Genomic DNA, 20996 nt, shown 5'->3' with positions numbered 1-20996 from the left:
GGTTTGTGTTGCAACAGTGATTCCAACTGAATGCCATTCATTAGACCCGGCCCGGGCGGGACAGGTGGCCGATGCCACACGCCAAGCGGTCAAGTGCCGGTAGAATGCACGGCGGGCGGCCCAGAAACTCGCTGCGCTCAAACAGTCTGGGCCGCTTGTCAGCCGTTTGCATTCAACCGGCACTATCGACCGCTGGCTGACGTGGCCCTGGCCACCTGCCCCACCCGGGCCTGCCATGACCGTTGCCATGCGATTTTTTTATCAAACAACGCATGGTGGCCATGTAAAAAGTTGTTGCCGGACGGCGCCGTAAAAGGTTCAAGATCAAGGCGTGCGAAATTCCGTGTCCTGAGGCGTACTTGTCGTACGCCGCAAGGACGACGGGATGAGCGCAACGCAGATATCGGACTCTTTGCGGTGTCGTCAACGCATGGAAAGCACGCCTTCCAAGGTGAATCCCATTCATTTGGAACTGCCGGCGGGTGCCTGGGGATGTTGAGTTGAGGAAAGCCTCGTGGTAGAGAGTATCGGCACACATGATCACATGAATTCGATGCAGATGCCGTTCCCGAAGGCTGGTTTTAGCGATGAAAAAAATAATCTTGCACCGGTTTTTATATGAGACCCTGATGGTGGTGGCCATCGCCGTTGTGCTCGCGGCCGGCAGTTATCTGTTGCGGCCGGAAGTGCTGCCGCTGGTGGCCACTTCGCCGCCGGCGCCTTCCGGCAATATCGACATGGATCTGTTCAAAGTCATCGATTTCGAACAGGCCCGGCGGATGCATGAAGCCAACGAGGCCCTGTTTGCCGATGCGCGCCCGTTGATCGCCTACGAGGTCGGCCATATCGAGGGCGCCATACATCTCGATCCCTACGCTTTCGATCAGTGGGCCGATAGGCTGATGGCCGGCACGGCGCCCGATCAGGTGATCATCACCTACTGCGACGGTCCGCAGTGCACGCTCGCCCGTGAACTGGCCGAAAAGCTGACCTGGCTGGGGTTTGAACGCGTCTACTACCTGGTGGACGGCTGGGGATTGTGGCAGGCACACGGCCTTCCGGTTTCCAGTTTGATCTCGTCCCCGTAAAATTTGATAACGTTATCAGCGCCCGAGGGCCATCAGGCGATAGATCGGCAGGCTGCCCAACCACGCAGCATCTTCCGGTGAGAGGTAGTCCCCGATCGACGCATCGAATAGAATATTGGCTTCCGCCGGGAATTCGTCGTCGCCTTCCCATACGAAGATTTGAATCGGAGCGTAGGGCAGCACGTCCAGTTGAAAAGCGGCCGGTCCGGCATCGATCGGCGTGCCCCCGAGTTTGCCGGCGGCTTTTTGAAATGCCGCAATGTTCTGGCCGAATACCTTTTTGAGCGGATCGATGGCGCGCTTGACAAACGGACCATAGTAGAATCCGGCCCCGGGGATTTCGCGGTAGGCCACCCACTGGCCGGTGAGCCTGGGTTGGCACCCCAGCAGGTAATGAAGCACCAGCACTTGTTCCTGGAGCGGTACTTCAGCCGACGCTTCGTATGCATCGCGGAAAGCAAATTCCGGATAGGAGACGGTGTAGACGCGATCCAGAAAAGGGATGCGCAACTTATCGATTCCGATCGTTTCAAATCCTGATCGGTCGGCGATTTCGGCTAACTTCTGATTGGCCAGTTCCAGCGCGGCCAGGTCCCGGGCTTGTTGAAAATCATCGACTCGTGCCATGGGTGTGCGACTCCTTGCGTATTGACGTTGCGTGGGACTCTAACTCGTTTCGGACGTTAAATCAATGTCTGCCGGTCCGGTCGCGACGATGAGTTCCGAGGCGCCGGATGCGGTATGACGTTTACCATTTCCATCGAATCTTTTTGAGAAGAATATGGGTGAAGCCGTGATGGGCCAATTTTTCATGCTGCCGGCATTGATCGTTGGTTTTGTGATCGTCGTTCTGGCATCCAGGCAGATTGGCCAGCTTCTGGCAAAACTCAAGCTTCCTCTGATCAGCGGTTTTTTGTTCACCGGGATCGTTGCGGGTCCCTACGTGTTGAATCTCATTCCTGTCGATGCGGTCCGGCGTCTCAGGTTCGTGGATGAAGCGGCCCTTGCCTTTATTGCCTTTGCCGCAGGTGCGGAATTGGTGCTTCGCCAGCTCAAACCCAGGTTTAAAACCATTCGATACAACGCCTATTTTCAGATTCCATCCATTTTCGTTCTGGGTAGTGCCGCTTTTTTCTTCCTGTCCGAGTGGATCTCTTTTACCCGTTCCCTGCCGACCTCCCAACGGCTTGCGGTTGCTATGATGGCCGGTGCCATCCTGGTGGCCCGATCGCCATCGTCGGCCATGGCGGTAGTGAACGAGCTGCGGGCAAAAGGCCCGTTTACCAAAACGATCCTGGGCGTAACGATGATCATGGATGTGATTGTGATCACGTTGTTCAGCATCTGCGCCGCCGTGGCCGCAACCCTGCTTACCGGGCGAACCTTCGATCTGCGCTTTTTATTGATCCTGGTCCTGGAGCTGTTCCTCTCCGCGGTCGTCGGATACTCTCTCGGCCGGTGGCTGGCAGCTGTGTTATCCTGGCGACTGCGTCGCGGCCTGAAGACCGTCGCGGTGCTGTTGACCGGCTATGGGGTTTTTGTCCTGTCTTCGTGGCTTCGATCTTGGTCCCAGGCCCATTTCGTCATCGATGTGCTGATGGAGCCCATGCTCATCTGTATGATCGCGGGCTTTGTGGTCAGCAACTACACTCCCTATCGCACCGAGTTGATGAAGGTGCTCCATGATCTCGGACCCATCGTTTATGTCGCCTTTTTTACGCTTACCGGCGCCGCCATCTCCTTGGATATCCTGGCTCAATGCTGGGGAATCGCGCTCGCCCTCTTTGCTTTTCGCCTGGTCGCCATTTTCATCAGCGCTTTTTGCGGGGGACAGCTGGCCGGTGATCCGATCAAATACAATGCCCTTGCCTGGATGGGTTACGTGACCCAGGCCGGCGTCAGCCTGGGTCTGGCCAAGGAGGTGGCCGCGGAGTTTCCCGACTGGGGATCGGTTTTTGCGACGCTGCTCATCGCGGTGATCGTGTTGAATCAGCTGTTGGGGCCGCCGCTGTTCAAATGGGCCCTGTTCCTGGCCAATGAAGTCCAGCCGCGGCTGGCTGCCCATAGCCTCGGCGGCGTGCGTGATGCGCTCATTTTTGGTTTGGACGGGGAGTCCCTGGCCCTGGCGCGCCTGCTGCAATCCAATGGGTGGGAGGTCAAGATCGCCACCAATCAGGTGCGCTACGCCCAACATTCGTCCCAGAACCCGGAAATCGAAATCCATCCCATCAGCGACGTGAGCCTCGAATGCTTCAACCGGTTGGGGGTCGCCCAGGCCGACGCCATCGTGGCCATGCTATCCGACGAAGAGAACTACCGGATCTGTGAATTGGCCCAGGAGTATTTCACGGCCCAGAACCTGGTCGTGCGGTTGAACGAAAGGAGCCATGCCAGGCGTTTCCATCACCTCGGGGCCCTGGTGGTCGAGCCGAGTACAGCGGTGGTCAATCTGCTGGATCAATTTGTCCGATCGCCCTCTGCCGCCACGCTGCTGCTCGGCCTCGAAAAGGGACGGGAAGTGATCGAATTCGAACTGCGCAATCCCGACCTTGATGGGTTTGCCGTGCGCGATTTGCTTCTGCCCCTGGATATTCATATCATTTCAATCCGGCGGCATGGGGAATTGATCGTCTGCGGCGGATTCACCCAACTGCAGGTTGGCGACTGGCTGACCGTGGTGGGGTCCAGACCGAGCCTCGAACAGATGATGCTGCAGTTCGGGGAGAATCGTGACCACGCCGTATTGAGTATGGTTGGCCGCGCAGTGCCAAAGCAGATGGTGTTTAAGCGGCTGGAGAAGGAGGTCCGGGAGATCTCCTGCGGCGGAGAGGGCGATTTGTGCAAGGTGCGCTACCGCCAGGCATTGGATAACAGCTCGATTCTCGATTTCAATGACCCCATGCACGTGGATTCGTTTTTCCGGCGTGCGGCAGAGGCGTTGTCCGAGTCGCTCGGCGTCTCATCCGACACCGTCTATGGATTGCTTGTGGAAAGGGAAAAGGAGAGCAGCACTGCCTTGCGGCCGGACCTTGCGATTCCGCATATCATCATCGAGGGGACCGGAACGTTTCATATCCTGCTGGCGCGCTGCAAAGCCGGTATCTATTTCTCAGAACTGGCGCCCCGCGTCACGGCGGTTGTCGTACTGGCGGGCACGCGGGACCAGCGTAATCAACACCTGTTCGCCCTTTCGACCATCGCCAAGCAGGTCCAGCAGCCCCAATTCCAGGAGCGGTGGCTGCGGGCCAGGAACATCTGGGCGCTGCGCAATATCGTACAGGTGTAGATTGTATGTTGATGGCGCCGGTGTGGCAGGAGGTTGACGGCGCCTATCGGGAAGATCTAAAAGGAGTCTCGGCAGCCTGCATCCGCGGCTTTCAACGATTGATGAAGGAGCAACAATGCGTTCACCCCGATCCATCGGCACCAGCACCCAGTTCTGCATGGTGATCGGCAATCCCATCGCCCACAGCCTTTCGCCGGCCATCCACAACGCCGCCTTCCAGGCCCTGCACTTGGATTTCGTCTACCTGGCCAGCCGGGTCGAAGATGTGAAAAGCGCCTTGGCCGGCATGCGCGCGTTGAGCAACTTCAGGGGCATGAGCATCACCATTCCCCATAAAATAGAAGCCATGAAGCACGTGGACGAGATCGGGGAGCTGGATCGTTCCATCGGGTCTATCAACACCGTGATTCACGAAGGGGAGCGCCTGGTCGGTCTGGGAACGGACGGCCCCGGCGCCCTCAAGGCCTTGACCGACGCCGGGGTGGACCTGCACGGCCGTCACATCCTGATGCTGGGGGCCGGCGGTGCGGCGCGCATGATCGCCTTTACATTGGTGCGCGCCGCGCAACCCGCACAGCTTTCGATTCTGGACATCAACGCCGCCCTGCGCGAAGGGCTCGGCGCGGACCTGGCGGCCGGCACCCGAATCCCCGTCTCTACCCAGGCATTCACCGAAAGCCACCTGGCCGCGGCCATGGCGACAGCCGATGTCATCATCCACTGCACTTCGGTGGGCATGCATCCCAACGTGGACGCCTCCCTGGTGCCGCCAACCCTTTTCCGCTCCGGCCAGGTGGTGTTCGACATCGTCTACACGCCCCTCGAAACCCGTCTTCTGGCCGATGCCAGGGCCCGAGGGCTTCAGACCATCTCCGGCGTGGAGATGTTTATCAACCAGGCGGTGCTGCAGTTCGAACGGTTTACCGGCGTGGATGCGCCAGTGGACGTGATGCGGCAGGTGGTCATGACCCATTTGAAACCATGAATATCGTCCTGATCGGATACCGGGGAACCGGCAAGAGTGCGGTGGGCGCCGAGGTGGCCCGGCGTTTGGCGATGAATTGCGTCTCCATGGACGCCCGCATCGTCGAAAAGGCAGGCATGAGCATCCCCCAAATCGTGGAGCGATACGGCTGGCCCGGCTTTCGGGATAGGGAAACCGAGGTGGCCCGGGAACTGAGCGGCCGGGACCGCCTGGTCGTCGACACCGGCGGCGGCGTGATCGAACGGCCCGAGAACATGGCCACTCTCGGTGCCAATGCTTGCGTGGTGTGGCTCAAGGCCTCGGTGGACGTGATCGTATCGCGAATCTCGGGGGGCAGCGAGCGGCCGGCCCTGACCAGCGGCAAGAGCTTCACCGATGAGGTCGCCGAGGTGCTCACGCAGCGAAAACCCAAGTATCGGGCCGCGGCCCATCACGAGATCGACACCGACCATCTGTCCATCGATCAGATTGCCCATAGGATCGTCGATATTTACCGTGCCGTCTGCGGTCAATGATATCACTTTCCGATTAATCCCTTCGAATTCCTTTTTTGCATCCGAGTTCCTGCAGAAACCGCTGCTGAAGCGAGTTTTTTTAAAAACACGCCCTTCCCATTGCACCCAATCTATCTCCTCTATCTGATCGCTGGCCCTCATTCAGCGATTCTAACTGAACGCCATTCATTAGATCCGGCCCGGGCGGGACAGGTCGCCGATGCCACACGCCAAGCGGTCAAGTGCCGGTAAAATGCACGGCGGGCGGCCCAGAAACTCGCTGCGCTCAAACAGTCTGGGCCGCTTGTCCGCCGTTTGCATTTAACTGGCTCTAAGACCGCAGGCGCACGTGGCCCTGGCCACCTGCCCCACCAGGGCCTGCCATCTCCGTTGCCTTGCGAATTTTTTTATCAAACAACTGGAATGCATGCCCTTCAAGGTGAATCACATTCAGTTAGAACTGCTGGCCCTCATTTCGCGACATTGACATTCTAACATTTATAGGTTAAAAGGTTTTTTTACGAAAATTTAGTATACGAAATAAAAATCAGCGAGCGGCATACCGCTTCGGGAAGTCGTGCCATTTTTTATGCGAGCCTTGGCCGGCATTCACCGGGACTTGCGAATGAAAACCGACTATGCAGGCAGTATTTTACTGTCCTTGAGACGGATCATACGATCCATCGATCAGCACAACAAGCAGCTTGGAAAGCGATATGAACTCACGGTTCCGCAGCTGGTCTGCCTGCGGCAACTGCTCATGGACGGTGAGCTGACGCCCGGTCGTTTGGCCCAACGCGTCTACTTGAGCCAGGCCACGGTGACCGGCATTATCGATCGGCTGGAAGAAAAAGGATGGATCGTTCGCGAGCGCAGCCGACTGGATCGCCGCAAGATCCTGGTCCGGCTGACGGGGAACGGCGCCCGCAAGGCCAATGGCATGCCATGGCCGCTCCAGGAGCGGTTTTCCAAGGGGCTGGCGGCATTGAAAGCAGAAGATATCGAGCAGATCGACGCCATGCTCAAACGGCTGGTGCAAATGATGGAGGCGCCGGCCATGCCGGTTTGGGCCTTCGGCCCCAGCGAAGCCGTGGCGGCCGATGACATTCACTTCCCGGAATAGAATTTCCGACCTGTTCCGGAATTACACGGAGACATAACACATGGAGAGCGATGCCAAGATCGTCGTGCGGAATCTTTACAAGATCTTCGGATCAGACCCCGATCAGGCGATGGAGCTGTTGGCCAGGGGCCTCGAAAAGGCGGAAATTTTCGAAAAGACGGGCATGACCGTCGGGGTCAACAACGCCAATTTCGAGATTCACGCCGGGGAAATTTTTGTCATCATGGGGCTGTCCGGTTCGGGCAAATCGACCATCGTGCGCATGCTCAATCGGCTGATCGAGCCCACGTCCGGCCAGGTCATGGTGGATGGCAAGGACGTGGTGAAAATGGGGCAGGATGAACTGGTCAAATTCCGGCTGCACAACATGAGCATGGTCTTTCAATCCTTTGCCTTGATGCCCCATCTGACGGTCCTGGAAAATGCCGCCTTCGGACTGGAGCTGGCCGGCGCGGACAAAGCCAAACAACGCGAGCGCGCCATGGCGGCGCTGGCCCAGGTCGGGCTCGAAGGCTGGGAAGAATCTTATCCCTCGCAATTGAGCGGCGGGATGCAGCAGCGGGTCGGTTTGGCCAGGGGTCTGGCCGTGGATCCGGATATTCTATTGATGGATGAGGCCTTCTCCGCCCTCGATCCGTTGATCCGCACCGAGATGCAGGATGAACTGCTCAAACTTCAGGAGAGTGATCAGCGGACCATCGTGTTCATCTCCCACGATCTGGACGAGGCCCTTCGCATCGGCGATCGGATCGCCATCATGGAGGGCGGCCGGGTGGTGCAGGTCGGGACGCCCGAAGAAATTTTGCAGAATCCGGCCGACGATTATGTGCGCGCGTTCTTCCGGGGCGTGGACCCCACCAATGTCATCTCCGCAGGAGACATCGTCCGCGACACGCATCCCACCATCATCAAGACCAAGGTGGGCAGCCTGCGGGCCGCCCACGAACTGCTCAGCAGCAGCGAGCGCGATCACGGCTATGTGCTCGATGCCAAGCATCGATTCCTGGGCGTCGTCTCTTCCGAGTCGCTGCGAAACGCCATCGAATCCTCTCCCAAGGGCAGCGCCATCGATTTGGCCTATCTTCATGAAGGCGTTGCCGTGAGAGCAGACGCATCCATGCAGGACATATTGCCGGAGGTGGCATCGAAAGCCTGGCCGGTGCCGGTGGTGGATGAGAACAATGTGTACAAAGGGGTGGTGTCGAAGAATCGTTTTCTGAGAACGCTGCATCGCACAGAAGAGCAGATGGAAGAAAATGGCCGCCATCAAGAGAGTGCGGCTTAACCATATCATAGCGGGAGTGCCCCATGTTTGAAGATAAAGTAATTCCCCTGGATGTATGGGTGTCCCAGTTCGTCGATTGGCTGGTAGACAATTATCGGCATGTGTTTCAGGCCATCAAGTGGCCCATCGAGCAGACGTTGAACGGATTCGATACGGGTCTGAACGCTTTGCCGCCGCTTCTGGTCATCGTGTTGATTGCCGTAGCGGCCTGGCGGTTTTCCGGCATTTCGCTGGCGATCTTTTCCATGATCACCATGACGCTGATCGGTCTGCTCGGCCTTTGGGGGGAGTCCATGACCACCCTGGCCATGGTGCTGTCGGCGGTGATTTTCTGCGCCATCGTGGGCATTCCCCTGGGCATTGTCGCCGGGCGCAGCGACCGCTTCGAGGCATGGATCCGGCCGGCCCTGGATGCCATGCAGACCACGCCGGCCTTCGTCTACCTCGTTCCCATCGTCATGCTGTTTTCGGTGGGCAACGTGGCGGGAGTCCTGGCCACGATCATCTTTTCCATTCCGCCCATCATCCGGTTGACCAGCCTGGGCATCCGCCAGGTCCATCCGGAGCTGGTCGAGGCGGCCCAGGCCTTTGGCGCCACCAACTGGCAGGTGCTGCGCCGGGTTCAGGTGCCGCTGGCCATGCCGACCATTCTGGCCGGTCTGAACCAGACCATCATGATGGCCCTGTCCATGGTGGTGATCGCGGCCCTCATCGGTGCCGGCGGTCTCGGATCTCCGGTGATGCTGGGTCTGAACACCCTGGATATCGGTCGGGCGGTGATCGGCGGGTTGGCCATCGTACTCATGGCCATCGTGCTCGATCGCATCACCCAGTCCATGGCACAGAAGCGATAGGCCGTCGGACAGAACCGATCGGATCGCATCACCATTCGGAAAGTGAAGCCGGATCGATCCGGCGCCGGGGGTAGATGACCCGGTTGCAGGCGCGGTCGGGCCGTTCTTTTAATCAACATGATAGAGGAGGAGACGTTATGCGCAAGTTTATCTCAATATGGACCGTGTTGTTTGTCGGGGCCGCTCTGGCCATGATGCCGGGGCCGGTATTCGCCAAGCAGATGAAACCGGGCAAAGGGATCAAGGTTCAACCGGCGCGGGCCACGTGGAGCACCGGCTTTTTCAATGAAGCCCTGGTGCGCCGGGGACTCACGGAGCTGGGGTACGATGTCAAGCAGCCCAAAGACCTTCAGAATCCCATCTTCTACAAGTCGGTCGTGTTAGGCGATGTGGACTACTGGGCCAATGGCTGGTTTCCCCTGCACGACGAACAGCTGCCCAAGGATTTCAACGAAAAGGCCGAGGTGGTCGGGTACATCGCCAAGTCCGGCGGACTTCAGGGATACCTCGTCTCCAAGAAGGAGATCGAGAAGTTCAAGATCAAGTCCCTCGACGATTTCAAACGCGACGATGTCAAAAAGGCCTTTGACAGCAACGGCGACGGCAAGGCCGACCTGACGGCCTGCCCGCCGGGTTGGGGGTGTGAAAAGGCCATCGCCCATCATCTGGACATCTACGGCCTCGAGGATGACATCAATCCCATCAAGGCCGGTTACGAGGCGGCCATGGCCTCGGCCATCGGCAACTACAAGTCCGGAGGCCCCGTCTTCTTCTACACCTGGACGCCCAACTGGACCACATACAAACTCAAGCCGGGCGAGGATGTGATGTGGATCAATGTGCCGGAAAGGGACGACGCCGACAAGGCCGTTTCCGGACTCGAAGGTGCGGTGAGCGATCCCATCCATATGGGATTCGAGGCCAACGACATCCAGATCGTGGCCAACAAGAAGTTTCTGGCCGACAATCCGGCGGCTCGGAAGTTCTTCGAGGTGTTCAGCCTGAAGCTGGCGGATATCAACGAGCAGAATGCGCGCATGAACGAAGGGGAGAAATCCCAGAAAGACATCGAACGTCACGTGGACGAGTGGATCGCCAAGAACCAGGCCCAGTGGAACGGTTGGATCGAGGCGGCCCGTAACGCAGCGAAGTAGTAATGGATCAAACTGGAAAGGAGAACTAGCGATTACCATGAAAGTGACACGAAGTGTTTGGTTATGGATTTTGGCAGTGGTTTTAGGATGCGGATTGTTGGGTGCCGAAGCGGCATCGGCATTCCAGGTCGGCGACCTGAAGGTGGGCGGCGCGATCCGCGTTAATTATGTCTACGGTGATTATGACGAAGATGGCACGGGCAGGGCCCAGCGGGGTGACAACGACGGTAATTTCGAGTTCGACACCTTCCGCGTTAACCTGGACTACCAGCGCGACAACCTGCTTGGCAAGGTGGAGTATCGCTTCTACGACGGCTATCACTTTTTGCACACCGGCTGGGTCGGCTATCAGCTCACGCCGGAGAGCCAGATCCAGGCGGGCGTGAACCGGGTGCCCTTCGGCGTCGGCCCCTACGGTCCCTCTAACAACTTTTTTTTCGATCAACATTACTATGTAGGGCTCTCCGACGACATGGACCTGGGTGTCAAGTACATGACCCAGTTCGGCAATCTCAAGCTTGACCTGGCCTACTATGCCATGCCCGAACCCAACGGCCGCGGCGACAGCGACCAGAGCGATCGCTACTCCTACGACATGGTCCACGAAACGGACGATCCCACCGGATATTCCGCTTACGAAGAGGAACATCAGGTCAACCTGCGCGCCGTCTACTCCTTTTTCCGAGAAAGCAGCCTGCCCACCGATCTGGGCGTCTCGCTGCAGTACGGGCTGCTCGATGCCAAGGAGGATTATGCCGACGATACCAGCGCTTATGCTGGATCTGTCCACAGCAAGACCACCTGGGGCAACTGGGCCCTGATGCTGCAGTTGACGAAGTACAAATACGATGCCGACTATGACGATCCCGCTTATAGCGATGACCTCATCGGCATGGGGGCATGGGTTTATGCCGCCCCGGTGGCCAGCGAAGGGACCATTCCCTCGGTAGCCCTCGCTTACACTTGGGCCAACCCGGTGTCGTTCATCGACAGCATCACCTTTTACAACGACTACAGCATCATCATCAAAGACGGCAGGGATGAGTTGGGCAACGACCTCAGAGACAGCGAGCTGAACGTGACCGGCATGGCCATCGCCAGCGGCGGATGGTATACGTATATCGATTATGCCTGGTCGGACGGCAACTACTTCATCGGCGACTCGGGTGATTTTGGTTCTAATCAGAACAACGACTGGCAGTACCGCTTCAACGTCAATTTCGGCTATTACTTCTAATCCCTGTGAATGGGTATAGTCTCCGGTTGACCGGAGACTGTTCTGGAACGGGTGGAAACTGAAAAGGATCGCGACATCGCGCGGCCACTGGGGATTGGGCTGGCGAGGTTGCGATCCTTTTATTTTTTACGATTGAGAGTGTCTGACTTGTGCCTCCTGCTCGATCTGCAGCGCATCAATGGCCACATGATTGCCTTGGCACGACCTTCCGTCTAAGAAGGTAACAGAAGTTCTAATTGAATGCGATTCACCCCGAAGGGCATGCTTTCCAAAAGGCGATTGATAAAAAAATTCGCATGGCATCGGCCACCTGCTCCACCCACGCCGGGTTTAATGGATAGCATTCAGTTAGAATAGCTGACAAGGTAACCTGTCGGTTGTCAAATCCACTGCCAGCGATTAAAATGCTATGGTGTTGATATGCCCCGACCTTGGACCGGCCCTTTCAACTCTGCGAGTCCTGAAATTCATGCGGCATCAGTCGGGACGGCGACTTCAACGGCAGAACTTGCGATATGGGTTTGTCGGAGTTCGGAGGCATCCTTCATTGTTTGATTTTCTTTATGACGTTAATCTTTAAATTTCCGGTTTCGCCGGAACAGGAGGTGTCCCATGGCCCAAAAGAAAATATTGATGATCGTCGGCGATTTTGTTGAAGATTACGAAGTGATGGTGCCGTTTCAGATGCTGTTGATGGTCGGCCACGAGGTCCATGCCGTCTGCCCGGATAAAAAGGCCGGGGAATCGGTCAAGACCGCGGTGCACGACTTCGAGGGCGACCAGACTTACAGCGAGAAGCGCGGGCATAACTTTACCCTCAATGCCACCTTCGACGACGTGGCGGCCGAGCGTTACGATGCACTGGTGATTCCCGGGGGGCGGGCACCTGAATATATCCGCCTCAACGGCCGCGTGTTGGAAATGGTGCGTCATTTCGCTTCGGCCGGCAAACCCATTGCCGCTATCTGCCATGGCGCGCAGGTGCTCGCGGCGGCCGGGGTTCTGGAGGGCAGAAGCTGTTCGGCCTATCCGGCCGTGGGACCCGACGTGACGCGGGCCGGGGGCAAGTATATGGATATTGCCGTGGATCAGGCCCACGTCGACGGCAACTTGATCAGCGCCCCGGCCTGGCCCGCCCATCCCCAGTGGATGTCGAAATTTCTGGCTGCTTTGGGCACGCGCATCGAATTGTGATTCAGGGCGAAGATCCCCTGCCTGATCAGTGACGCCATTGTGACCAAGTCTTAAACGGAGAGGTGCGTTGGCCGATTCCAATTTTATTCGTAAATGCATAAATGACACCGGCGAAGGATTGCGCGACGGTCTTTCTCATTACTCTGGCGCCAGTCGTGTCGCCGTGATTTATAGGGTTCAGCCGGAAGACCCTCCCTCCATTTTCGATCCGCAACATCTATTGCGTGGACATGAACCCATCCTCAAAGAGCTTTACCTGGATCGCGCGGAGTGGCAGGCAAAGACGGCCTTGTCGGAGTATATGAAGGGGTTTGGTCATTTTATTCCTGAGAAGAACTTGCATTTAGCCGGGTTGGTCTCTTACGGCAGCCGTTCGCGAGAGGTGGCTTACCAGATGTGGTTTACCGAGCACCATCCCGATGTCTGCTCCGTCGGTCCCACCGAGCGTTGGCTTGAATATGCCGCCTGGCGTCTGTCGCATGATCTGGCCAACAGCACCGAGCTTTATACCGGCATATCCGGAAGCTTTTTAAGAGAGTATGCCACCCACGCCGTTCGAGATTATATCGTCGACCAGATGAATATCCATTTGGGATGGGATACCCCACTTCGCATTTTTCCCATTCTGGACGCGGTATTGAGCATATCCAAAACACGTGAGGAGCATGCCTGGCCGCGTGGAAGGCTTGTTTTCGTCGAGCGAGGATCCATTGAGGAGCTGAACTACGTGATCCGCTTCCCGGCCAACGAATTGCCGATATTGGCCAATTTCAAGCACGTGTGCAAATTGCTCCAGGCGGTGGAGAACGCCCCGAGGGTCTTGGTGTCTGACGGTATATTCATCATCGGCATTGCCGAGGGGGCGATGCCCGCCTTCTATTTGGTGGCATATTTTTTTGGTCAGTATGGGTATGTATCCATCAAAGAAGAGGCAGTGTGCAGTTTCTCGGATGGCAGCTTCAAATCCACCACCCGTCGGGCCAAGCTGGTACAGGTCGAAGAAGCATTGCTCGAATCGGAGCTGGATAACGAAACCGGAAGTCAACTCTACAGAATTGTCTTGCAGCTCGTGCATCATGCCCAAGCTAACCGTTTCGGATGCACGCTGGTCGTTGATTTGAACTGGACACCTGTAACGATCGCAGGCCACAAGCCTGATGATCCCATTGATCTGACATCGCCCAATTCCATCGAATTGGCCCAGTCCCTCTGCAGGGTGGACGGAGCCCTGCACATCTGCCGGGATTTGAAGTTGCATGGATTTGCATGCCTGCTGGACGGACTAAAACTCGAGAATGAAGACCGATCTCGAGGTGCCAGGTTCAATTCGGCGCTGCGTTTTACAAAGGCCAACGCCAATATCATCGTGGTCGTGGTGTCGATTGATCACCCCGTATCCGTCATTCAGCAAGGCGTTGAAATCAACGCCCAGTGTGGGTGGAGCCCTCTTCCGACATCCGTCATGGAGCCTCAGCTGCTTGAAGATTGGATCCACTCGACGGTTCATGATGCGAACATAGAAGAATAGAACAATGCCAGCTTCCATGATTCGGTTTTATTCCATTTTTGGATCTGTTTTCAGCATGGGGAACAGGATCGTCACCCGGCTGCCTTGGCCCGGTTGGCTGTCGATGTGGATGCTGCCGCCGTGTGACGCCATGATCGCCTTGCACAGGCTGAGCCCCAGCCCGAAACCGCCGGTGGCGCGGGATCGCGAGGGATCGACACGAAAAAAGGGTTCGAAAACACGGTCCAGATCTTCCGGTGGAATGCCGATGCCGTGGTCCTGAACCGTGATGCGATACTCCGTCCCGTCCCGGCCGGCCGCGATTTTCACCGGGCCGCTCTCTGGGCCGGAGTATTTGACTGCGTTGTCAATGACGTTTTTCAGCACCGTGCGCGCCTTCTGCGGGTCGACGCGCACTGCGGCCGCTTCGATGGTTGCCGCTTCTACAGCAGGGGTTTGACCGGTGAACTCGGCCGTCACCGAACGGATAAGTTCGCTCATATCCACTTCCCGCAGGTCGAGCCCTGCAGCCGATTGGCGCAGGCGGGCCGTCTCCAGGATGTCGGTCACCATGGCCTCCATCTCGTCCAGATCTTCCCTCAAGCCGGCCCTGGTTGTCTCGTCGTCCAACAACTCGACGGCCACTTTCATGCGGGCGATGGGCGAGCGTAACTCGTGGCTTACGTCGAGCAGCAGTTTTTCTTTGGATGCGAGCAGGTTCTGGATGCGCTCGGCCATATGGTTGACCGATGCGGCCAGGTCCTGGAATTCATCCGAACGTCTCAGCGGCATGCGATAGCCCAGGTTTCCATCTCCGTATTGATCCATGGCGGCGGTCAGCCAGCGCACCGGCTGCATCACCCGGCGGATGTAGAGATAGGCGGCGGCGAGGATCAGCATCAAAACGATGCAGACCATGACCAGGGTTTTCACCGCCTGGCGTTCGAAGGCTTCGCTTTTCAATCGCCAGAAAATCAGTCGGCCGCCGCCGTGGGCCACAAGGATAAAATGGCCTTCCCGGCCAGCCCCGACCTGCACCTTCGGGCTGTCGTGCCACAGGTGCCGATGAGAGCTGAAATCGGGCAGAGGTGTTCCCTGGGGAATGGTCCAGCTTCCATCGGGCCCCTCGAAATGGATCATCATGCCGGTGCGGGCCGAGATGGCCTGGGCCCTCATCCGGTCGGGCGGGTCGCCGATATCCTGCACCAGGTAGTGGATATATTGGGCGAAGTTGAGCCGGAAAGCGTCGGCCATGTTCCGGCGCAGGGTGTAGAACCCGCCCATGACGGTCAGGGTCATCAGGATGCCGGCCAACGCGATGACGGCCACGAGACGGAAGAAGACCGAGTGAAAGAACCGCTTGAAATGCCGCCTATGCATCCTGGGCATCGCCTCCCACGAAAACATAGCCCGCGCCCCATACGGTTTTGATGAACCGGGGAGCGCGCGGATCGTCGCCCAGTTTCTGTCGCAACCGGCTGATGGTAATATCCACAGTACGATTGAAGGCCTCGCTGTCCATGCCGCGCAGCTCCTGCAGGATGTCATCGCGATCCAGAACCCGGCCCGGATGGCTGGCCAAAAGAGACAGCGCATTGAATTCGTTGGTGGTCAGAGCGATCTGGGCGCCATCGATCATCGCCTGGCGCCGGCCCAGGTCGATGGTCAGGCGTCCGCGCTCGAGCAGGCGGTTATCCGGCGCCTGGCGCGTGCGGCGCAGCACCGACTGGATCCGGGCCACCAGTTCGCGTGGTTCGAAGGGCTTGGGCAGGTAGTCGTCGGCCCCCAGCTCGAGGCCCACGACCCTGTCCATCAGATCTCCACGTGCGGTCAGCATGATGATGGGCACGCTGCTCGACGCACGAATCTGTTTGCACACCTCGAACCCATTGGTATCCGGCAGCATCACGTCCAGGATGACCAGGTCGGGTGCCTTCTGCTTGAGCAGCTCCATTCCCTTTCCCGGGTGGGCGGCCGCCAGCAGCCTGAATCCAAACCCTTCCAGATACTTGACCAGCAAGCGGTTGAGTTTTTCGTCGTCGTCGATGATCAGCAGGGTCGTGTTCACATCACTCCATTTTCCTCGGTTGACCGCCGGGCGTGAGAACGGCCATCGGATAGCCGGCGATCAAGCCGATGCCGGCCAAGACATGGGCGCGCCACAGGGACCAGAATCGGCTGTCCACACCCTCCGGCACCCATCCGGGGGCGCCCTCCCGGGGACGTATCGCCGCCTTGCCGGTCGGCCGGAGGGGTGGGACGGTTGGGTGATCTTCATAAGGTGCGGGCGTCTGATCGAATTTTGATTGATTCTCTTTTGGCATTGTTTTCATATCCTTTCAAGTTCGAAGCCGTACGGTCAGCGATTCGAACTGAATGCCATTCATTAAACCCGGCGTGGGTGGAGCAGATGGCCGATGCCACGCTGCGCGCCCTTCAAGGTGAATCAGATTCAGTTAGAATTGCTGCCTTGCGACGATCCGGCCACCGGACCCGTAGTGCGCCGATGGCCGGATCCCATGTAAGCCTGCACTCTATCTGGCGTCCCACCACAAGCGGCAACCGCCACGGCTCGAGGCGTGCTTTTCCATGGCCTGCACCAGCAGCCCGCGCTGTTCGTCGGACAGGGCGGCATGAAAACGCACGAACTGGCTGGCGGCAAAGGCGGCCATGCGGTCGAATTTTTCGCGGTGCTGCGCCATCAACGCCGCTACCTCCTCTTCGGTGATACGCTCCTGTCCGACCAGGGCGATCACCTGACGATGGGCCTGCTCGCGTCCGGTGTGCAGCTCGACGATTTTTTCCTTGAACGCGGCGGCGATCTCCTGCAGGAGCTGTTGCTGTGGCTCGTCCAGCTCGAGTTCCCGGACGATCTTGTCGGTCAAATGGGCGATGCGCTCCTCAGGTGAATAGAAATGGTGGTAGCCATAGGCTGCGCCGGTGAGAATGATGCCGGCCAGCGCGACGACCATGCCGCCGTAAACCATGTGACGTTTTTTCATGATGACCTCCTTTTGGGTCTGTTGATGGGAGTTAAAACGGTTCCGATTGTGTGTGGACCCTATCGCACATTCTGGCGTGGCGCTTTTCAGGCGGGTAACGAATGGTAACAAGTTGTAACATCGGTGTCGTTGATCAATCGTCAGGCGTCTTTCTTCATTTTTGCCTTGGCGATCGCCAGGGAATTGGACTAATCTTTCTCAAACGGTTTCCGAATGGGAAACCTGGCAATCGAAACAGCAACCGGGAAGGAGAGAGGCATGGGGGAAACATTCACGATTCGCAATCTGGCCGACATCGAAGCGATCGAAAAGGTACCGTTGCTCGAACGGGTGACCGAAAAAAGCACCTATGAACTGATTAGTAAGGGCGCGGCGATCAATCCGGACGCCACGGCCATGAGCTTTATCCTGGACGGCGAGCGCTTTCAGGAGCCGATCCGGGTCACCTACGGCCAGTTTATGGCCAAGATCCGCCAGACGGCCAACATGCTGGCCGATTGGGGCGTGGGGCCGACCGATGTGGTCACCTACCTGCTGCCCAATCTGCCCCAGACCCATTTCGTGTTGTGGGGTGCGGAGACGGCCGGCATCGCCAACCCGATCAACCCCATGCTGGAGGCCGACACCATTAAGGAGATCTGCCAGGCCGCCGGCACCAAGGTCCTGGTCGCCCTGGGAGACATGCCGGGGGTCGATATCTGGCCCAAGGTCGAGCAGATCCGTAAATCCATACCGTCGCTGGAAAAGGTGTTGCGCGTCATGGGCCCCACGGACGAGGCCGAAGGGATTTTTTCTTACGAGGAGACAGTGGAGCGCTATGCGGGCGATCGCCTGACCTTCGATCGGCAGATCGCGCCCGACGATATCGCCTCCCTCTATCACACCGGCGGCACCACAGGCCGGCCCAAACTGGCCAGGCGCAGCCATTTCAACGAAGTGGCCCTCTCCTGGGGGCTCAAAGCCGCCGCCGAACTCCAGCCGGGCGAGGCGGTCATGGTGGGCCTGCCCCTGTTCCACTGCAACGGCACCTGCGTCACGGGCCTGCTGCCCTTTTCCCTGGGCGGCGAGGTGGTGATTCTCTCCCCGTCAGGCTATCGCAACCCCTCGATCATGAAGAATTTCTACAAGATCGTGGAATATTACAAACCCGTCTTCTTCTCCTGCGTGCCCACCGTGCTCTCGGTGCTGCTGGACATTCCCGTGGGCGATGCCGACATCTCCTCGCTCAAGTACCTGATCTGCGGGGCGGCGCCGCTGAGCGTCGAGCTGTTCCGGCGCTTCGAGGCCCATTCAGGCATGAAGATCCTGGAAGGCTACGGCCTCACCGAATCGACCTGCGCCTCGTGCGTCAACCCCAAGGACGGCGAGCGCAAGATCGGCAGCATCGGCATCCGGCTGCCCTATCAGAACGTCAAGGTGATGATCCTGGACGCCGACGGCCGCTACCTGCGCGACGCCGAGATCGACGAGATCGGCTCGGTCTGCATCAGCGGTCCCACGGCTTTCAAGGGTTACGTGGAAGAGATCCACAACCGCGGGCTGTGGGTCAAAGAGGGATGGTTCAACACCGGCGACATGGGGCGCATGGACAAGGATGGTTTCTTCTGGCTCACCGGCCGCATGAAGGAGCTGATCATCCGCGGTGGCCACAACATCGATCCGGCCACCATCGAAGAACCCCTGTACAAAATGAAGGGGGTCAACATGGTGGCGGCCGTGGGGCGCCCGGACGCCCACGCCGGCGAGGTGCCCGTGGCCTACGTGGCGCTGGCCCAGGATGCCGGGATCAGCGAGAACGACATCGTGCAGTGGGCCCAGAGCCACATCGGCGAGCGCGCCGCCATCCCCAAGGCGGTCTATATCGTGGATCAGATCCCCCTCACGGCCGTGGGCAAGGTCTTCAAACCGGCCCTACGCTGGGACGCCATCCGCCGGGCCTACGAGCAGGAGCTCGCCCAGCTGGGAGATCTCGCCCAATCCATCGAGGTGCGCGTGTCCGAAGACAAGGTGCACGGCACCCTGGCCACCATCCGCATCCAGGCCGCGGCCGGCGCCGACCGCGCGGCGATCGAGGCGAAGGTCGGGGAGTTGCTGGCGCGGTATACGGTTCGGTTTGGGGTTGAGTTTGTTTAAAGGGAAAAGAAGAAGTTTAAAGTGTAAAGTTTTAAGTTTAAAGTGAAGGAATTCTGTCGATTGGAGGGTGGCTGTAGTGCAGACCGACCGGCAGCATAATATCCAAACTCTTCGCGTTGGAAAGACAAGAGGCGGATGAGGGAATGCGTGCACTGCCGCTATCCTATTTTTTGCCGTGAATATGTAGGGGCGGGCTTTATGCCCGCCCGCTATGTTTCCTTAAGGTTTTAAATAGTAGGCGGCCAAAAGAAAACGGCGATCCCCACCAGGTGAGGATCGCCGTTTTAATTACAGAATTACGCCTGTCTTGAAGTACTATTGAGCCTTCGCTTAGAACTTGATGCGGGTACCGGCCACGGCCACGTGGATGTCTTCCGGGTCGCCAACGCCATCTACGTCCGCCATGTAGATGCGATAGGCGGCATACAGCTCGATCGGCTTCCAGGGCTTCACAACGTAAGCGGCGCCATAGTTCGAGGCGTCAACTCCCTCGGCAAACAGGTCTTTGGTTTCGCCGTATTCGATGGAGAAGGCATGGATGTCGAACATGTAGCCGAGTTTGGCATAGTAGCTGACCGCTTCATCCCGGCCGCTGGCTTCGAAGTCACGCTGGCCGTAGGCCACGGTGAAGTTCAGGCCGAAGGGCATCAACCAGGAGACCGAACCACCCCACTGGGCATCCACGGTATCGGCCTGACCTTGGGGGTTGGCATAACCTAAAGCAGCCGCCAGTTTGTTTCCGCCAAATTCGGTCGCGTACCACAGGGCGGCGTCATAGGCACCTCCGTTAGCGGCACTCGCGGAGAGCGTAAGGCCTGCAAAGCTGGGGGTGTTGTAGCGGACGCGTTCCGCACGGCTAAGAATGCCGTCAAAATTGCTTCGTGTATCGCCGATGTCGACACCGCCTCCAAACAAGGTTCCGTCGTCATTTTTCCACAGAAGCGATCCGCCCGTGGTGTTGATGTCCGAATAGGTGACCACAGAGGTGCCGGAGAGATCCACTTCGAGGGTGCCGTTGGTGGCGGTGTCGCCCTTCCCGATTTCGAACATACCGAAGCGGGTGTCGAAATAGACATTGAACCAACGATCGTTCCATTCGAAAGCACCATCATTATCCTGATCGATGGTCACCCGATTGGATGCGTTGCGCTGGGCCTCGATTTCGAACTGCATACCGACCTTCACCTGGCCGAACTGCTCGGAGCCGGTAATGCGCACGCGGGTCGAGGAGGCGTCGTTGTCGGTGATGAAGACGTCGCTCTGATCCCCATCATCCGCATACATCACCATCTGGTTGATCTGCCCGCTCACTTTGGCCTCCAGGGCGCAGGCCGGATTGATGCCGGCAAACACCATCGCCGCGCAGACCGCGCCTACCAATAGAGTTTTTGCACAAACCTGTTTCATGTTTCCTCCTTTAAGGGATTGGATCTTTTGCGGGGAATCCCCACTTAGGTTATACCGCGGGCGCACTCCTGGACGAACCATCGACAGGCGAGATAGTACGGTCTGGAATCCGGCCGCGGATCTTCAAAAACCGTTGGCATTCCCTATTACCAAACTTTGCGCATTTAGCAACTATTTCATGAGGTCTGTGATAGCTTATCGTTAGATGTCGGTTAGGCGGGCGTTTTCCTCCCCTCTTTATAATCGA

The 20996-nt window shown here is 58.1% G+C and carries 18 protein-coding genes; 12 read left to right on the top strand and 6 right to left on the bottom strand.

From position 1 onward, the window contains the following. The first annotated feature begins 587 nt into the window (after positions 1-587). Positions 588-1088 (top strand): rhodanese-like domain-containing protein, encoded by a 501-nt coding sequence (locus DFT_RS18065; protein WP_054032678.1) that lies wholly within the window; start codon positions 588-590, stop codon positions 1086-1088. Between the two features lie 15 nt (positions 1089-1103). Here the strand turns inward: DFT_RS18065 and DFT_RS18060 are convergent, their stop codons facing one another. After that, on the bottom strand, positions 1104-1715 hold the full coding sequence (locus DFT_RS18060) for a DUF3786 domain-containing protein (RefSeq protein WP_054032677.1): 612 nt from the start codon (positions 1713-1715) through the stop codon (positions 1104-1106). 154 nt (positions 1716-1869) lie between these two features. Between DFT_RS18060 and DFT_RS18055 the strand changes: the two genes are divergently transcribed. The 10 genes from DFT_RS18055 (at position 1870) to DFT_RS18010 (ending at position 14228) form a co-directional block, all read left to right on the top strand. Next, positions 1870-4374 (top strand): cation:proton antiporter domain-containing protein, encoded by a 2505-nt coding sequence (locus DFT_RS18055; RefSeq protein ID WP_235506274.1) that lies wholly within the window; start codon positions 1870-1872, stop codon positions 4372-4374. 115 nt (positions 4375-4489) lie between these two features. After that, positions 4490-5359 (top strand): shikimate dehydrogenase, encoded by an 870-nt coding sequence (gene aroE / locus DFT_RS18050; RefSeq protein WP_054032676.1) that lies wholly within the window; start codon positions 4490-4492, stop codon positions 5357-5359. After that, a complete protein-coding gene (locus tag DFT_RS18045; protein ID WP_054032675.1) occupies positions 5356-5874 on the top strand; it encodes a shikimate kinase in 519 nt (172 codons plus the stop codon). Before aroE ends, DFT_RS18045 begins: the two co-directional genes overlap by 4 nt. Before the next feature lie 604 nt (positions 5875-6478). Further along, positions 6479-6976: a MarR family winged helix-turn-helix transcriptional regulator gene (locus tag DFT_RS18040; RefSeq protein ID WP_161807199.1), complete on the top strand. Its 498-nt coding sequence runs from the start codon at positions 6479-6481 to the stop codon at positions 6974-6976. Between the two features lie 40 nt (positions 6977-7016). After that, positions 7017-8261: a glycine betaine/L-proline ABC transporter ATP-binding protein ProV gene (gene proV / locus DFT_RS18035; protein WP_054032673.1), complete on the top strand. Its 1245-nt coding sequence runs from the start codon at positions 7017-7019 to the stop codon at positions 8259-8261. A 23-nt stretch (positions 8262-8284) separates the two neighbouring features. Further along, positions 8285-9115 (top strand): ABC transporter permease, encoded by an 831-nt coding sequence (locus DFT_RS18030; RefSeq protein WP_054032672.1) that lies wholly within the window; start codon positions 8285-8287, stop codon positions 9113-9115. Positions 9116-9252: 137 nt separating this feature from the next. Further along, positions 9253-10269 (top strand): glycine betaine/L-proline ABC transporter substrate-binding protein ProX, encoded by a 1017-nt coding sequence (gene proX, locus DFT_RS18025; protein WP_152972073.1) that lies wholly within the window; start codon positions 9253-9255, stop codon positions 10267-10269. A 37-nt stretch (positions 10270-10306) separates the two neighbouring features. Further along, positions 10307-11506, top strand: coding sequence for a hypothetical protein (locus tag DFT_RS18020; RefSeq protein ID WP_054032671.1), 1200 nt, complete (start codon positions 10307-10309; stop codon positions 11504-11506). A gap of 612 nt (positions 11507-12118) precedes the next feature. Continuing rightward, positions 12119-12700: a DJ-1/PfpI family protein gene (locus tag DFT_RS18015; protein WP_054032670.1), complete on the top strand. Its 582-nt coding sequence runs from the start codon at positions 12119-12121 to the stop codon at positions 12698-12700. Positions 12701-12767: 67 nt separating this feature from the next. Continuing rightward, positions 12768-14228 carry a DNA integrity scanning protein DisA nucleotide-binding domain protein gene (locus tag DFT_RS18010; protein WP_054032669.1) on the top strand — a complete coding sequence of 487 codons (1461 nt, stop codon included), beginning with the start codon at positions 12768-12770 and terminating at the stop codon, positions 14226-14228. A 27-nt stretch (positions 14229-14255) separates the two neighbouring features. Here DFT_RS18010 and DFT_RS18005 read toward each other — a convergent pair whose 3' ends face one another. The 4 genes from DFT_RS18005 to DFT_RS17990 form a co-directional block, all read right to left on the bottom strand. Further along, positions 14256-15587: a sensor histidine kinase gene (locus tag DFT_RS18005; protein WP_054032668.1), complete on the bottom strand. Its 1332-nt coding sequence runs from the start codon at positions 15585-15587 to the stop codon at positions 14256-14258. Then, complete coding sequence (locus tag DFT_RS18000) at positions 15580-16275, bottom strand: response regulator (RefSeq protein WP_054032667.1); 696 nt, start codon at positions 16273-16275, stop codon at positions 15580-15582. Before DFT_RS18000 ends, DFT_RS18005 begins: the two co-directional genes overlap by 8 nt. A 1-nt stretch (position 16276) precedes the next feature. Beyond that, on the bottom strand, positions 16277-16531 hold the full coding sequence (locus tag DFT_RS17995) for a hypothetical protein (protein ID WP_054032666.1): 255 nt from the start codon (positions 16529-16531) through the stop codon (positions 16277-16279). 210 nt (positions 16532-16741) lie between these two features. Continuing rightward, on the bottom strand, positions 16742-17209 hold the full coding sequence (locus DFT_RS17990) for a Spy/CpxP family protein refolding chaperone (RefSeq protein ID WP_054032665.1): 468 nt from the start codon (positions 17207-17209) through the stop codon (positions 16742-16744). 258 nt (positions 17210-17467) lie between these two features. On the opposite strand from DFT_RS17990, the gene DFT_RS17985 reads away from it, so the two are divergent. Then, positions 17468-19342 carry an acyl-CoA synthetase gene (locus DFT_RS17985; protein ID WP_054032664.1) on the top strand — a complete coding sequence of 625 codons (1875 nt, stop codon included), beginning with the start codon at positions 17468-17470 and terminating at the stop codon, positions 19340-19342. Positions 19343-19672: 330 nt separating this feature from the next. On the opposite strand, the gene DFT_RS17980 is transcribed toward DFT_RS17985, so the two are convergent. Then, entirely contained in the window at positions 19673-20749 is a 1077-nt protein-coding gene (locus DFT_RS17980; RefSeq protein ID WP_054032663.1) for a porin, read from the bottom strand. Positions 20750-20996: the final 247 nt, after the last annotated feature.

Origin of the sequence: Desulfatitalea tepidiphila, assembly GCF_001293685.1 — a bacterium.
Classification (GTDB): Bacteria; Desulfobacterota; Desulfobacteria; order Desulfobacterales; family Desulfosarcinaceae; genus Desulfatitalea; species Desulfatitalea tepidiphila.
Note: the sequence above shows the minus strand (reverse complement) of the source record. Positions and strands in the feature narration are given on the sequence as shown.